The following is a 13,531-nucleotide window of genomic DNA, read 5'->3' as shown; positions in this document are numbered from 1 at the left end:
CTGCCCGGCGGGGACCATGGGTCTTCTCGCGCCCTGGCGCGGTGTCGGCGCTCGCGGTGGCTTGTCGTGCGGGCGAACCGCGCTTGGCCACGGTGGCGAGGAACTCGCCGCTCTGCGGACCGCGGGCCTGCTCGCGGCCGGCCGGCGAGCCTGGCGTGCTCGCCGTGCCGTGCCGTGCCGGCTCAGCGGTAGGCGCTCTGCCCGGTCAGCAGCTGCCCGAGCACCAGCGTGTGGATCTCCTCCGTGCCCTCGTAGGTCAGCACGCTCTCCAGGTTGTTCGCGTGCCGCAGCACCGGGTACTCCAGGCTGATCCCGTTCGCGGCCAGGATCGTGCGCGCCGTCCGGGCGATGTCGATCGCGGTGCGCACGTTGTTCAGCTTGCCGAAGCTGACCAGCTCGGGCGGCAGCTCGCCGGCGTCCTTGCGGCGCCCGAGGTGCACCGCGAGCAGCATGCCCTTGTTCAGCTCCATCGCCATCCCGACGAGCTTCTGCTGCGTAAGCTGGAACCCGCCGATGGGGCGGCCGAACTGCTCCCGCGTCGACGCGTAGTCGAGTGCGCTTTCGTAGCACGTGCGGGCCGCGCCGAGCGCCCCGAACAGGATGCCGAACCGCGCCTCGGACAGGCAGGACAGCGGCCCCTTCAGCCCGGTCACGCCGGGCAGCACCGCGTCGCCCGGCAGGCGCAGGTCGTCGAACGACAGCTCGGCCGTCGCGGACATCCGCAGCGACAGCTTGTGCTTGATCTCCCGCGCGGTGAACCCCGGCGTGTCCGTCGGCACCACGAACCCGCGCACGCCCTCGTCGGTGCGCGCCCACACCACGGCGACGTCGGCGAGGGTGCCGTTGGTGATCCACATCTTGGACCCGTTGAGGATCCAGTCGCCGCCGTCGCGCTTGGCGAACGTGCGCATGTCGCCAGGGTCGGACCCGCGGTCGGGCTCGGTGAGGCCGAAGCAGCCGATCGCCTCGCCGCGCGCCATCGACGGCAGCCACCGGTCCTTCTGCTCGTCCGAGCCGTACTTCCAGATCGGGAACATCGCCAGCGAGCCCTGCACGGACACGAAGCTGCGCAGCCCGCTGTCACCGGCCTCCAGCTCCAGGCACGCCAGGCCGTACGCGGTGGCGCTGGTGCCCGCGCAGCCGTACCCGGTGAGGTGCATGCCGAGCAGGCCCATCTCGCCGAGCTGCCCCACGAGGTGCTTCGGGAACGTCGCGTCCTCGAACCACTGGCCGGCGTGGTCGGCGACCTCCTTGCGGACGAAGGTCCGCACCGTGTCCGCGATCTCGCGCTCCTCCTCGTTCAACAGATCGCGGATGCCGAGCAGGTCACGGGGGTCGGGCTTCGTCATGACGGCGTTCTTCCTGTGCGGGCCCGTGCCAGGGCGCGGGCGGGTGGACCGGATTCGATCACTCCGCCGAGCAGGCAGAGCAGGGCTTCCTGCCGCCGCGGCCCGACGAGCTGCGCGCCGGCCGGGAGACCGGCGCCGGTCAGCCCGACCGGGACCGTCAGCGCGGGATGCCCGCTGACGGAGGCTAGTGCGGTCAGCCGGTAGTACGCGTTCTCGAGTGACTCCGCTCGCCCGCCGAGCTCGACCTCGTCGGTGTCGGCGGGCGCGGCGGTGACCGGCAGGGTGGGCATCAACAGGGCGTCGACCTCGCTGAACACCGCGTCCACCTCGTCGGCGATCTCGGCAGCGCGGGCGCGGGCGGCGTCGTAGTCGTCCCGGCTCACCTCGGCGCCTGCCTTGAGCTGCCCGATCGCGCGGCCACGCAGGCCGGACGGGTCGTCGGAGTAGGCCTGCCACCACTGCTGGGCGGACTCGTACAGCATGGTCGTGAACCCGGCCGAGCGCGCGTGCCGGGCGCCCAGCGGCAGCTCGACCGGCACGATATCCACGCCGGCCGCGCGCAGGGTGCCTGCGGCCGACTCGACCACCTCCAGCACCTCGGGGTCGATCTTGCCGCGCCACAGGTGCTCCGGCCAGCCGAGGCGCAGACCCTCGACCGTGTCCGGCGCGGGTTCACCCGCACCGGCCAGGATCCGGTGCACCGTGAGGCAGTCCGCCGCCTTCCGCGCGATCGGGCCGGCGGTGTCCATCGACGGCACGAGCGGCGTCACCCCGCGCATCGGCACGGTGCCGTGCGTCGGCCGCAGCCCGGCGACCCCGCACAACGCGGCCGGAATGCGGATCGAGCCGCCGGTGTCGGTGCCCAGCGCGACCGGCACGTCCCCGGTGGCGACGGCGACCGCCGAGCCGCCGCTCGACCCGCCCGCGTCCCGGTCCGGCGCCCACGGGTTGCGGCAGCCGGGTGTGCGGACCGACCACGCCAGCTCCGGCACCGTGGTGCGGGCGACGGGGACGTAGCCGGCGGCACGCAGCCGGGCGACCACTTCGGCGTCCTCGGCCGCGACGTGGTGCCCCAGTCCGGGCGTGCCGTTGCGCGTCGCCTGGCCCGCGACGTCGAGGAAGTCCTTGACCGCGAAGGGGATTCCGGTTTCCGGGTGGGGAAAGCGCTCGACGTAGGCGCCGAAGTCGGTCGACAGCGCGCACACCTCCTCGTGCACGGGGACTTTCCCGAGAGCTTGCCCGATCAGTGTGACCCCGTCGAGGGCGCGGCGCGCGTAGTCTCGGCCACATGTGCCGAAACATCACGGTGCTCCGCGGGCTCGAGCCGTCGGCGACGGCGGAGGAGATCGAGGCCGCCGCGCGCCAGTACGTGCGCAAGGTGACCGGGGTGCAGACCCTGTCCGACGCCACGCGCGAGCCGTTCGAACGGGCCGTCGCGGAGATCGCCGAGATCACCACGCGGCTGCTCGGCGAGCTGCCCGCGCGCCGCCAGCCGCCCACGACCGTGCCCCCGTTGCGCCGGCCCGAGGTGCGCGCGCGGATCGCCGCGCGTCAGGCCCGGTAGAGCAGTAGGTAGCGGAAGAACAACAGCGGCCGCACGCTGGATCCGGGCAGCAGCCGCGCGGAGTCGCGTCGCACCTGCGTCATCGTCGTGTCCCAGTCGCGCACCGGCGCCTTCGCGACCGGGTCCGGACCGCCGTTGAGGTGCTCGCCCGCCGCCACGACCAGCCGCGCCGCCAGGTTGACCGGTGGCGCGAGCAGACCCCACATCGCCCAGTCCGCCGCCGAGCGCGGCTTGGCCAGTCCGAGCACCGCCAGCACCCCGCCGGGGTTGAGCGCCGCCCGCAGCTTCGTCACCGTCTCGAACGGCACGTGGTGCAGCGAGGCGAGGCACGAGATGAAGTCGTAGCGGCCCAGCTCCGCCGTCGTGACGTCCTCGTTCCGGTAGGTGATGCCGGGGCCGAGCGCCCGCGCCGCGGCGATGACCTCCGCGGACGGGTCGATCCCCTCGACCGACAGACCGGCCGCGGCCAGCTTGCGGGTGAACCGTCCCGCGCCGCACCCCACGTCCAGCGCGGTGCGTGCCCCGGCGGGCACGTGCCGCAGCAGCAACCGGTGGTAGGCGTGGTTGTGGTCGAACGGCATGCAGCCCAACCTGCCAGGACCCGCGAAAGTAGACTCGGCCGGGTAGTCAACCCCGGCCGAAGAGGGAGAACGCGTGACATCGGGCGAGGACGAGGAGTACCCGGCGGAGCTGTCCAGCGGGGGCAACTTCGTAGCCGGGCCCCTGCCCGACGATCCGGCCGAGATCGACCCGGTCGACCTGGAGGAGATCGAGCGACAGGCCCGCCGTGAGTTGCTGCGCGTCGAGGCCGAACTGAACCAGCGCTGGCCGGAGACGAAGATCGAGCCGTCGCTCGACCGCATCGCCGCGCTGATGACCGTGCTGGGCGACCCGCAGAAGACGTACCCCGTCATCCACGTCGCGGGCACCAACGGCAAGGGCTCGGTCACCCGGATGATCGATGCGCTGCTGTCCCGCCTCGGGCTGCGCGTGGGCCGCTACACCAGCCCGCACCTGCAGCTGGTCACCGAGCGGATCGCCGTCGACGGCGCCCCGATCGCGGCGTCGAAGTACGTCGACATCTACCGCGACATCGCGCCCTACATCGGCATGGTGGACAACGCGGGCGGCCCGAAGATGAGCAAGTTCGAGGTGCTCACCGGCATGGCGTTCGCGGCGTTCGCGGACGCGCCGGTCGACGCCGCGGTGATCGAGACCGGCATGGGCGGCACCTGGGACGCCACCAACGTCGCCGACGGGCAGGTCGCGGTCATCACGCCGATCGGCCTCGACCACACCGACTACCTGGGCAGCGACCTCGGCGGGATCGCGGGCGAGAAGGCCGGGATCATCAAGGCGGGCAGCGTCGCGATCCTCGCCGAGCAGGAGCCCGACGCGCAGCGCGTGCTGCTGGAGCGCACGGTCGAGGTGGACGCGACGGTCGCGCGCGCGGGCAGCGAGTTCGGCGTGCTGCGGCGCGAGATCGCGGTCGGCGGGCAGATGCTGAGCCTGCAGGGCCTCGGCGGCGTCTACGACGAGATCTTCCTGCCCCTGCACGGCGCGCACCAGGCGAACAACGCGCTGCTGGCGCTGGCCGCGGTCGAGGCGTTCTTCGGCGCGGGCAAGGACCGGCGGCTCGACATCGAGGCCGTGCGCGAGGCGTTCGCGGGGGTGGAGATCCCGGGCCGCCTGGAGCCCGTCCGCGCCGCGCCGACGGTGCTGCTGGACGCGGCCCACAACCCGCACGGCGCGCGGGCGCTGGCCACCGCGATCGAGGAGGAGTTCGCGTTCCGCAGGCTCGCCGCGGTCATCGGGGCGCTCGAGGACAAGGACGTGCGCGGCGTGCTGGAGGCGCTCGAACCGGTGGTCTCCGATGTGGTGGTCACCAAGAACAGCTCGCCCCGCGCGATGCCGCTGGACGAGCTGAACGAACTGGCGCTGGCGGTGTTCGGGGAGGACCGGGTGGTCGCCGAGCCCAGCCTGGACGCGGCGGTGGAGACCGCGGTGGCGCTGGTCGAGGAGAGCGACGGCGGCGAACCGCTGGCCGGCGGCGGTGTGCTGATCACGGGTTCCGTCGTCACAGTCGGCGACGCGCGGACGTTGTTCGGGAAGGAGCCCGCGTGAGCGAGGAGAAGACGGTCCGGCCCCCGGCGAAGGACCCGATGAAGTCCTTCCGCGGGGTGATGGCCGGGACGCTGATCTGCGAGGCCATCACGGTCGGCCTGGCGCTGCCGGTGATCGCCAACCTGGGCGGCGGCATCGGCACCCTCGCGGGCTGGGGGATCATCGTGATCGCCGTGCTGCACGTGCTGCTGTGCGGCGTGCTGAAGCGGCGCTGGGCGGTGCCGGCGATCCTGGTGCTGCAGGTCGCGCTGGTCGCGTACTTCGTCGACACGGTGGCCATCGGCGTCATCGGCCTGCTGTTCCTCGCGTTCTGGCTGTGGGCGCTGTGGCTGCGCAACGACGTGGCCCGGCGCATGGCCGAGGGCCGTCTGCCCAGCCAGCAGCAGTAGCGGCGATCCGAAAAGAGAGCAGTGCTCTTGACAAGGGCGCTCCGCTCGGTCATTGTTGTCTTGTGAGAGCACTGCTCTCGAAATGGACAACCGATCTCGGAGGAGTGTTCCCATGAAGCGCACCGCCTGGGCCGTCGCCGGCGTCTTCCTGCTCGCGTTCGCCGTGTTCGAGGCCGTCAAGCACGGCGGCTGGACCGTCGGCGCCCTGCTGCTCGGGCTGATCGGGCCGGACCTGACGTTCCTGGCCGGGATCGGCGCGCCGCCCGCCGAGCGCGGCGTGCTGCCGCGCCGGGTGGTGCCGTTCTACAACGCCGCCCACCACTGGGCAGGTCCGGTGGTGCTGCTCGTGGTCTTCAGCTTCGTCGCGAGCCCCGCCGCCTTCACGCTCGGGCTGGCCTGGCTCGCGCACATCGTCGTGGACCGCGCCTTCGGTTACGGTCTGCGCACGGCCGACGGCAGGCAGCGCGCCACCGCGTGATTTCACCGTCCGGTCAGCCGGAGTTGGCCCGTCGGCCCCCGAGCCCGCATAGAACTCCGGCATGACCGAACAGACCCGCCGCTCCGCCCTCAGAACCGGCCTCGTCGGCGCCGGTGTCCTCGCCGCAGGCGTCCTCGGCAGCCCCTTCGCGAACGCCGCCCTCGTCCGCAAGGACCGCCCCGTCCTGACACACGGCATCCAGTCCGGCGACGTGACCCCGAACTCGGCACTGGTCTGGACCCGTGCCGACCGGCCGTCCCGCATGATCGTCGAGGTCTCCCGCGACCCGTCGTTCCGGCACGCGCGGACCGTCCGCGGCCCGCTGCTGACCCCGGACACCGGCGGTACCGGCAAACTGCGGATCTCCGCGCTCGCGCCGGGCACCGAACTGCACTACCGGGTCACCGCCGAATCGCTCGACGGCCGGGCCACCAGCGAGCCGCTGACCGGCACGTTCAAGACCGCGCCGGTGGGGCGCAGCGACGTGCGGCTGACCTGGTCCGGCGACGTGGCGGGCCAGGGCTGGGGCATCAACCCGGACATCGGCGGCATGACCGCCTACGCCGCGATGCTCGCCCGCAAACCGGACCTGTTCCTGCACAGCGGCGACACGGTTTACGCCGACGGCCCGCTCACCGAGACGGTCACGCTGCCCGACGGCCGCGTCTGGCGCAACATCGTGACCCCGGAGAAGACGAAGGTCGCCGAGACGCTCGACGAGTACCGCGGCCAGTTCGCCTACAACATGCTCGACGCGAACGTCCGCGCCTTCACCGCCGCCGTACCCAGCTACGTCCAGTGGGACGACCACGAGGTCACCAACAACTGGTACCCGGGCGAGATCCTGGACCTGCCGCAGTACACCGAAAAGCGCGTCGACGTGCTGGCCGCGCGGGCGTTCCAGGCGTTCCACGAGTGGCAGCCGATCGACCCGCGCCAGGCGGTGGACGGCCGGGTGTACCGCAGCTTCACCTACGGCTCGCGGCTGGAGGTGTTCGTGCTGGACATGCGGACCTACAAGGACGCCAACACCGCGGACCCGACGAAGCCCGGGCAGATCCTCGGCGAGAAGCAGGCGAAGTGGCTCGTCGACGGCCTGTCCCGCAGCCGCGCCACGTGGAAGATCGTGCAGGCCGACCTGCCCATCGGACTCGCCGTGCTGGACGGCTCCACCGGCATCGAGGGCGTGGCGAACAACCGGCCCGGTGCGCCCGCAGGCCGCGAGAGCGAGATCGCGTGGGTGCTGCGGGAACTGGCGAAGCGGAAGGTGCGCAACACCGTATGGCTGACCGCCGACGTGCACTACACCGCGGCGCACCACTATTCGCCGGACCGCGCCGCGGTGCAGGATTTCGACCCGTTCTGGGAATTCGTTTCCGGCCCGCTGCACGCCGGCGCGTTCGGCCCGAACACGCTCGACCCGACCTTCGGCCCGCAGGCCGTTTTCGTGCATGCCCCGCCCGCCGCGAACACCTCGCCGATGGCCGGATTCCAGCATTTCGGCGAAATCAACATCGACGGCGGCTCGGGTGAGCTGCGAGTCGATCTCCGCGACGGCACGGGCGCCTCGCTGTGGTCGACGACCCTGGAACCGCAGCGCTGACCAGGCCAGTAGGCTTCGGGCAATCCGTGCACGTGATGAAGGAGAAACACAGTCGTGAGTGAACGCACGCTGGTTCTGGTCAAGCCCGACGGCGTACAGCGCGGCCTCGTCGGCGAGGTCATTTCGCGCATCGAGCGCAAGGGGCTGAAGCTGGCCGCGCTGGAGCTGCGCACCGTCGAGCGTTCGGTCGCCGAGGAGCACTACGCCGAGCACAAGGACAAGCCGTTCTTCGGCGACCTGCTGGAGTTCATCACCTCCGGCCCGGTCGTCGCGATCGCCGTCGAGGGCGTGCGGGCCATCGCGGCCTTCCGCCAGCTGGCGGGCGGCACCGACCCGGTGGAGAAGGCCACCCCGGGCACGCTGCGCGGGGACTACGGCCTGGAGACCCAGTTCAACCTGGTGCACGGCTCGGACTCGCCCGAGTCGGCCGAGCGCGAGCTGAAGCTCTGGTTCCCGGACCTCTGAGCAATCGCGGGGGCTTCCGGTGGGATTGATCCTTACCGGGAGCCCCTTCCGGGAATTACCATCTGGGGCATGGCCGCAGGCGATGGCGATGTCCCGAAGTCGGTGCTGGCGCGCGGCCTGGTGTTGCTGGACGCGTTCGAACCCGCCGATGTCGAACTCTCCCTGGCCGAACTGTCCGCCCGCACGGGGCTGCCGAAGCCCACCGCCCACCGGATGATCGCCGAACTCGTCCGCTGGGGCGGGCTGGAACGCCACGGTGCCTCCTACCGGCTGGGAATGAAGCTCTTCGAGCTCGGCCAGCGCGTGCCGCGGCGGCGTGAACTGCGCGAAGCGGCGTTGCCGTACCTGCAGGACCTGTACGAGGCCACGCACGAGAACATCCACCTCGCGGTGCCGGACGGCGGTCACACGTTGTTCCTGGAGAAGGTCACCGGTCACCGGTCGACGCCCATCCGCTCGCGCGTCGGCGGCCGGATGCCGGTGCACTGCACCGCGACCGGCAAGGTCTTCCTCGCGCTCGGGCCGCCGGAGTACTTCCGGCGCGTCACCGAGGCCGGGCTGGCCCGCAAGACGCCACGCACGATCGTCGCGCCCGGGTTGCTGCGGCGGGAGCTGGACCGGGCTGTGGAGCGCGGGTACGGGGTCAACCACGAGGAAGCCGAGGTCGGCGTCGCCGCGGTGGCCGCGCCGGTGTACGACCGTCGGCGCAGGCTGGTCGCGGCCGTGTCGATCACCGGCAGCGCCGAGCGCCTCGACGTGGAACGGCTGGCGCCCGCGGTGCGGACCGCCGCCTCCGCGCTGACCCGGGAGCTGGCCGCGCCGTAAACCGATCGAAACTGTCGGTGCCCGGTCGTACTGTGCTTGGTGTGGACGAACCGAGCATGGTGCAGGCCAAGGCGCTGGTGAAGCGCTTCGGCGACTTCGAAGCGGTGCGGGGGATCGACGTCGAGGTCCGGCGCGGGGAGGCGTTCGGCTTCCTCGGGCCCAACGGTGCAGGGAAGTCGTCGACGATGCGGATGATCGCGTCGGTGTCGCCGCGGTCCGACGGTGATCTGAAGGTCCTCGGCATGGACCCGAACGTCGAGGGCCCGCGCATCCGCGCCCGGCTCGGGGTGGTGCCGCAGCAGGACAACCTCGACAACGAGCTGACGGTGCGGCAGAACCTGCACGTCTACGGCCGCTACTTCGGACTGTCCAGGGCGCACGTGCGGCGCAAGGCGGTCGAGCTGATGGAGTTCGCGCAGCTGTCCGACCGCGCCGAGGACGAGGTGGAGCCGTTGTCCGGCGGCATGAAACGCCGGCTGACCATCGCCCGCGCCCTGGTCAACGATCCCGAGCTGCTGCTGCTCGACGAACCGACCACCGGGCTGGACCCGCAGGCGCGGCACCTGTTGTGGGACAAGCTGTTCCGCTTGAAGGCGCAGGGCGTCACGCTGATCATCACCACGCACTACATGGACGAGGCCGAGCAGCTGTGCGATCGGCTCGTGGTCATGGACGGCGGCCGGATCGTGGCCGAGGGCTCGCCCGCCGAGCTGATCCTGCGGTACTCCACCCGCGAGGTGGTGGAGCTGCGGTTCGCGCCGGGGGAGGAGGTGCCCGCGGACCGGGTGGCCGACCTGGCCGACCGGGTCGAGGTGCTGCCCGACCGCCTGCTGCTGTACACCGCGGCGGGCGAGGCGGCGCTGGAGCAGGTGCACCAGCGCGGGGTGCGGCCGCTGTCGTCGCTGGTGCGGCGGAGCACGCTGGAGGACGTGTTCCTGCGCCTGACCGGACGGACGCTGGTGGACTGATGAGCGTTTCGTCGACGGGCCGGGTCGTCCCGGCGTGGCAGGGCGCGTGGTTGCGCGTCGAGGGGTACTGGGCGTGGTACCGCCGGTACTGGAAGTCCAATGTGTACTCGACCGGCCTGCAGCCGCTGTTGTTCCTGCTGGCGATGGGGCTCGGGTTCGGCTCGCAGGTGCAGGCCGGGCCCGCCACCGGCGGTCTGTCCTATGTGCACTACATCGCGCCCGCGCTGCTGGTGTCGGCGGCGATGCAGAACGCGGTGGGGGAGTCGACGTACCCGGTGCTGTCCGGGTTCAAGTGGCAGAAGGACTACCTGGCGGTCACGGCGACGCCCGTGTCGCCGGGGCAGGTGCTCGGCGGGCACCTGATCTGGGTGACGTTGCGGCTGTTGCTGTCCGGCGCGGTGTACGCCCTGATCGCGGTGCCGTTCGGGGCGTGGCTGAACGCCGGGGCGGCGCTGGTCGTGGTGGTCGGAGCGGTGACCGGCCTGGCGTGTGCCGCGCCGGTGACGGCCCTGGCCGCGACGACGTACGACGAGGGCGTCCGATTCAACGCCGTGTTCCGGTTCGTGGTGATGCCGATGACGTTGTTCGCGGGCACGTTCTTCCCGATCGAGCAGATCCCGGTGGCGCTGCGCTGGCTCGCCTGGATCTCCCCGCTGTGGCACGGCAACGAACTCGCGCGGGGCGTCACCCTCGGCGGCCTGGAGCCGCTGCCGGCGCTCGGCCACCTGGCGTTCCTGGCGGCCCTGTTCACCGTGGGGGCGTTGCTGGCGCGCCGCTACTTCTACCGTCGCCTGGTGGTGTGACGATGCCCGCCTGCTCCCCACCCACCACCCGACTCCGGCCGACCACGCGAGAGCCCCGATGACCACACTCACCGAAACCCCGCGCCGCGGCGTCCTCCTCCGGATCCTGCCGCCCGGCCTCTACGCGGGCCGCGCCAGCAAGCTCGTCGAGCGCTCGATCCTGGCCTACTCGCGCATGTGGCTGGTCTTCGCGTCCGGCGTGCTGGAGCCGCTCCTCTATCTCGTCGCGTTCCAGATCGGCTTCGGCAGGCTCGTCGGCGACGCGACCGGCCCGGACGGGCAGCCGATGAGTTACGTCGCGTTCGTCGCGCCCGCCCTGCTCGCCTCGTCCGCCATGAACGGCGCCGTCTTCGACAGCACGTTCAACGTGTTCTTCAAGTTCCGCTACGCCAAGACCTACGACGCGATGCTGGCCACCCCGATCGGCCCGCTGGACATCGCGATCGGCGAGATCTCCTGGGCCGTCCTGCGCGGCGGGCTCTACTCGGTCGCGTTCTTCGCCGTGATGGCCGCGATGGGCCTGGTCACCTCGGCGTGGGCGTTGCTGCTGATCCCGGTCGCGCTGCTGATCGCGCTGGCCTTCGCGGCGATCGGCATGGCCTGCGCGACGTTCCTCCGCTCGACGTCCCAGTTCGACTACATCCAGCTGGCCGTCGTCCCGATGTTCCTGTTCTCCACGACGTTCTACCCGCTGTCGGTCTACCCCGGGCCGCTGCAGGTGGTGGTGCAGTGCTCGCCGCTCTACCACGGGATCCAGCTGATGCGGGAATTCGCGGTCGGCGCCCTGCACCCGGGCATGATCGGCCACGTCGCCTACCTCGTGGCGCTGGCGATACTCGGCATCTGGGGCGCGGCCCGCCGCCTCAGCGGGCTGCTGCTGCGCTGACCCGTGCCGGGTGAGGTGCCCGCCGGCCGCGCCCGTTGCCGCCGCCTCGGGGCGCCCTGCACCCCGGCATGGTCGGCCACGTCGCCTACTTGGTGGCGCGATCGGGCATCTGGGGCGCGGCCCACCGCCTCAGCGGGCTGCTCCCGCCTCGAGACCCGTGCCCGGTGAGGTGGTAGCCCGCCGGGCACGGCACCGGCCGCACCGTTGCCGCCGCCTCGGGACGCCCTGCGCGTCGGCATGGGCGGGTCACGTCGTCACTTGATGGCGCGGCCGGGCATCCGGAGCGCGGCCCACCGCCTCAGCCGGCTGCTCCTGCGCCAGCCTGCGCCCACTGTCGCGGGAAAGCGCCGGACCACCCAGCACCCGGCGTGATCGGCCACACCGCCTCACAAATGGCGCGGTCCTGGCCATCCGGCGCACGGCCCACCGTCAGCCGGCGCCGACCCGCACCATCCCGTGCCCGTAGAAGCCGTTGTAGCCGGTGTACCCGGCGCAGAACGCGTCCTGCCGCCCGTCGCCGGTGAGGTCGTAGTCGGCGGGGCAGGGCACCGGCCGCGCGCGGTCCTCCAGCGCGCGCCGCAGCTGCCGGGCCGTCGACCCGGGCCGCTCGGCCGCGAGCACCGCCGCCGCGCCGGCCACGTGCGGCGCGGCCATCGAGGTGCCGCACATTTCGCCGTACCCGCCGGGCGTGGTGGACAGCACGCACCTGCCGCGGTCGCCCCCCGGCGCGGTCAGGTCGACCACACCGAGCCCGTACGAGCTGTACCCGGCTTTCACCTCGTCCGGCCCGACCGCCGACACGGCCACCACGTCCCGCAACGCGGCCGGCAACGCGTCGCACCCGCCCGCCCGGGACGCCGGGGTCAGGTCCACGGCGTCGTTCGTCGCCGCGGCCACGTTCACCGTGCCCCGCGACGCCGAGTAGGCCAGCGCCCGGCCGACCGCCTCGCGCACCGCCTCGCGCTCCGGTGACCAGGTGCACGACGAAGCCCACGTGTTGATCGCGAAGCTGCTGTTGGTGACCGCCATCCCGCGCTCGGCCGCCCACATCAGCCCGCACACCACGGCTTCCGGGGTGACCAGGCCCCGGTCGTCGATGACCTTGACCGACGCCACCCGCGTCCCCGGCGCGACCCCGGTCGTGCCGCGCCCGTCGTCGGCCGCGGCGATGATCCCGGCGACGTGGGTGCCGTGCGCCGACGTCGTGGCCCGCCACGCGCGCTCGGCCGGGTCGGGCACACCGCTGAGGCAGCCGGCCGAGTCGCCCCGGTCCAGCGCGTCCACGAGGTCGGGGTGGTCCGGGTCGATGCCCGAGTCCAGGACGCCGACCACGACGTCCGGGCTGCCCGCGCCGGGCCCGCCCACCGCGGCGAGGTTCCACTGCTCACCGGCCCGGTCCGCGGACGGCACCTCCGACGGCGGGATCACGCGCAGGCCGGGCCGCACCGGCCGCTGCCCGGCCCGCCGCTCGTGCTGCGCGCTGTAGGCACGCCCGGGGCCGATCCGCGGCGCGAAGTCCGGGTCGCCGGAGGTGGCGACGCCCACACCGATCTGCGGGTGGTATCCGATCAGCTGCCCGCACGCGGCCCGCGTTTGGGCCCGGGCCGCGGGTTCGGGCGTGTCGCGGTCGAAGACGACCAGGTAACGCACGTCGCGCCCGCTGTCCGAGCACGCCTGCTCCGGCTCCGCCGCCGCATGGGCCGGCGCCACCACCAGCACGGCGCACGCCACCGCCACCAGTGATCGTCCGAAGCCGGGCAACGGGGACCTCCAACAGGGCGAACAGCGGCCGGGGAGCCGTCGGCGTCCTGCCGCACGCTAAGCCACCCCGCGCGGCGGCGACAAGCGCACGCCGCAAGTTCGCCCGGCCGTGGTCACGTGCCTGTTGGCACCGAGTACGCCGCACCGGACGCACCGTGTGGGATACTCGGCTTGGCTGCTTCCGCCGACACGCCCGCGACCTGCGGTCCGTCCGGGGGTTGCGGTCCGGAGACAGGCCGGAAGAGCGCCAGGTCGTCGCCGCCAGGAACCACCTGGGTGGCTCGACGAGCGGCAGGCGGGCGGGAACCGCCGGCTC

Annotated in this window: 14 protein-coding genes; 10 read left to right on the top strand and 4 right to left on the bottom strand. The window is 72.4% G+C overall.

Annotated features, from left to right (window positions below):
- Nucleotides 1–182: 182 nt before the first annotated feature.
- Both ACCP09_RS03515 and ACCP09_RS03510 read right to left on the bottom strand, forming a co-directional pair.
- The gene (locus tag ACCP09_RS03515; RefSeq protein WP_027931669.1) at nucleotides 183–1,349 is read right to left on the bottom strand and encodes an acyl-CoA dehydrogenase family protein; all 1,167 of its coding nucleotides are present in this window, start codon (nucleotides 1,347–1,349) and stop codon (nucleotides 183–185) included.
- On the bottom strand, nucleotides 1,346–2,566 hold the full coding sequence (locus ACCP09_RS03510; RefSeq protein WP_433743106.1) for an amidase: 1,221 nt from the start codon (nucleotides 2,564–2,566) through the stop codon (nucleotides 1,346–1,348). The genes ACCP09_RS03515 and ACCP09_RS03510 overlap by 4 nt, the downstream gene beginning before the upstream one ends.
- Before the next feature lie 71 nt (nucleotides 2,567–2,637).
- Between ACCP09_RS03510 and ACCP09_RS03505 the strand changes: the two genes are divergently transcribed.
- Nucleotides 2,638–2,913, top strand: coding sequence for a DUF2277 domain-containing protein (locus ACCP09_RS03505; protein ID WP_017987717.1), 276 nt, complete (start codon nucleotides 2,638–2,640; stop codon nucleotides 2,911–2,913).
- On the opposite strand, the gene ACCP09_RS03500 is transcribed toward ACCP09_RS03505, so the two are convergent.
- On the bottom strand, nucleotides 2,901–3,494 hold the full coding sequence (locus ACCP09_RS03500; RefSeq protein ID WP_378332780.1) for a class I SAM-dependent methyltransferase: 594 nt from the start codon (nucleotides 3,492–3,494) through the stop codon (nucleotides 2,901–2,903). The two genes, ACCP09_RS03505 and ACCP09_RS03500, sit on opposite strands and share 13 nt — an antisense overlap.
- Before the next feature lie 73 nt (nucleotides 3,495–3,567).
- Between ACCP09_RS03500 and folC the strand changes: the two genes are divergently transcribed.
- From folC to ACCP09_RS03455, 9 genes are all read left to right on the top strand, one after another.
- Nucleotides 3,568–5,037: a bifunctional tetrahydrofolate synthase/dihydrofolate synthase gene (gene folC / locus ACCP09_RS03495; RefSeq protein WP_433743103.1), complete on the top strand. Its 1,470-nt coding sequence runs from the start codon at nucleotides 3,568–3,570 to the stop codon at nucleotides 5,035–5,037.
- Nucleotides 5,034–5,426, top strand: coding sequence for a DUF4233 domain-containing protein (locus ACCP09_RS03490; RefSeq protein WP_017987720.1), 393 nt, complete (start codon nucleotides 5,034–5,036; stop codon nucleotides 5,424–5,426). The genes folC and ACCP09_RS03490 overlap by 4 nt, the downstream gene beginning before the upstream one ends.
- A gap of 112 nt (nucleotides 5,427–5,538) precedes the next feature.
- A complete protein-coding gene (locus ACCP09_RS03485) occupies nucleotides 5,539–5,904 on the top strand; it encodes a DUF4260 family protein (protein ID WP_017987721.1) in 366 nt (121 codons plus the stop codon).
- A gap of 61 nt (nucleotides 5,905–5,965) precedes the next feature.
- Nucleotides 5,966–7,507 carry an alkaline phosphatase D family protein gene (locus ACCP09_RS03480; RefSeq protein WP_123683373.1) on the top strand — a complete coding sequence of 514 codons (1,542 nt, stop codon included), beginning with the start codon at nucleotides 5,966–5,968 and terminating at the stop codon, nucleotides 7,505–7,507.
- A gap of 54 nt (nucleotides 7,508–7,561) precedes the next feature.
- Nucleotides 7,562–7,972, top strand: a complete 411-nt coding sequence (gene ndk, locus ACCP09_RS03475) for a nucleoside-diphosphate kinase (protein ID WP_017987723.1) — start codon at nucleotides 7,562–7,564, stop codon at nucleotides 7,970–7,972.
- Nucleotides 7,973–8,041: 69 nt separating this feature from the next.
- Nucleotides 8,042–8,797: an IclR family transcriptional regulator gene (locus tag ACCP09_RS03470; RefSeq protein ID WP_027931664.1), complete on the top strand. Its 756-nt coding sequence runs from the start codon at nucleotides 8,042–8,044 to the stop codon at nucleotides 8,795–8,797.
- A 56-nt stretch (nucleotides 8,798–8,853) separates the two neighbouring features.
- Nucleotides 8,854–9,765: an ABC transporter ATP-binding protein gene (locus tag ACCP09_RS03465; RefSeq protein ID WP_123687092.1), complete on the top strand. Its 912-nt coding sequence runs from the start codon at nucleotides 8,854–8,856 to the stop codon at nucleotides 9,763–9,765.
- Nucleotides 9,765–10,568 (top strand): ABC transporter permease, encoded by an 804-nt coding sequence (locus ACCP09_RS03460; RefSeq protein ID WP_123683372.1) that lies wholly within the window; start codon nucleotides 9,765–9,767, stop codon nucleotides 10,566–10,568. The genes ACCP09_RS03465 and ACCP09_RS03460 overlap by 1 nt, the downstream gene beginning before the upstream one ends.
- A gap of 58 nt (nucleotides 10,569–10,626) precedes the next feature.
- Entirely contained in the window at nucleotides 10,627–11,454 is an 828-nt protein-coding gene (locus ACCP09_RS03455; RefSeq protein ID WP_433743099.1) for an ABC transporter permease, read from the top strand.
- A gap of 429 nt (nucleotides 11,455–11,883) precedes the next feature.
- Here the strand turns inward: ACCP09_RS03455 and ACCP09_RS03450 are convergent, their stop codons facing one another.
- Nucleotides 11,884–13,191 carry a S8 family peptidase gene (locus tag ACCP09_RS03450; RefSeq protein WP_433743097.1) on the bottom strand — a complete coding sequence of 436 codons (1,308 nt, stop codon included), beginning with the start codon at nucleotides 13,189–13,191 and terminating at the stop codon, nucleotides 11,884–11,886.
- Between the last annotated feature and the right edge of the window lie 340 nt (nucleotides 13,192–13,531).

Source organism: Amycolatopsis sp. 3B14 (assembly GCF_050958625.1).
Taxonomy (GTDB): domain Bacteria; phylum Actinomycetota; class Actinomycetes; order Mycobacteriales; family Pseudonocardiaceae; genus Amycolatopsis_E; species Amycolatopsis_E thermoflava.
The sequence above is the reverse complement of the archived record's forward strand: the minus strand, read 5'-3'. Positions and strand labels throughout refer to the sequence as shown.

Coding starts and splice junctions, on each gene's coding strand:
- ACCP09_RS03505 (WP_017987717.1), top strand. CDS start 2,638: ATGTGCCGAAACATCACGGTGCTCCGCGGGCTCGAGCCGTCGGCGACG.
- ACCP09_RS03455 (WP_433743099.1), top strand. CDS start 10,627: ATGACCACACTCACCGAAACCCCGCGCCGCGGCGTCCTCCTCCGGATC.
- ACCP09_RS03515 (WP_027931669.1), bottom strand. CDS start 1,349: ATGACGAAGCCCGACCCCCGTGACCTGCTCGGCATCCGCGATCTGTTG.
- ACCP09_RS03465 (WP_123687092.1), top strand. CDS start 8,854: ATGGTGCAGGCCAAGGCGCTGGTGAAGCGCTTCGGCGACTTCGAAGCG.
- ACCP09_RS03485 (WP_017987721.1), top strand. CDS start 5,539: ATGAAGCGCACCGCCTGGGCCGTCGCCGGCGTCTTCCTGCTCGCGTTC.
- ACCP09_RS03480 (WP_123683373.1), top strand. CDS start 5,966: ATGACCGAACAGACCCGCCGCTCCGCCCTCAGAACCGGCCTCGTCGGC.
- ACCP09_RS03460 (WP_123683372.1), top strand. CDS start 9,765: ATGAGCGTTTCGTCGACGGGCCGGGTCGTCCCGGCGTGGCAGGGCGCG.
- ACCP09_RS03470 (WP_027931664.1), top strand. CDS start 8,042: ATGGCCGCAGGCGATGGCGATGTCCCGAAGTCGGTGCTGGCGCGCGGC.
- ACCP09_RS03500 (WP_378332780.1), bottom strand. CDS start 3,494: ATGCCGTTCGACCACAACCACGCCTACCACCGGTTGCTGCTGCGGCAC.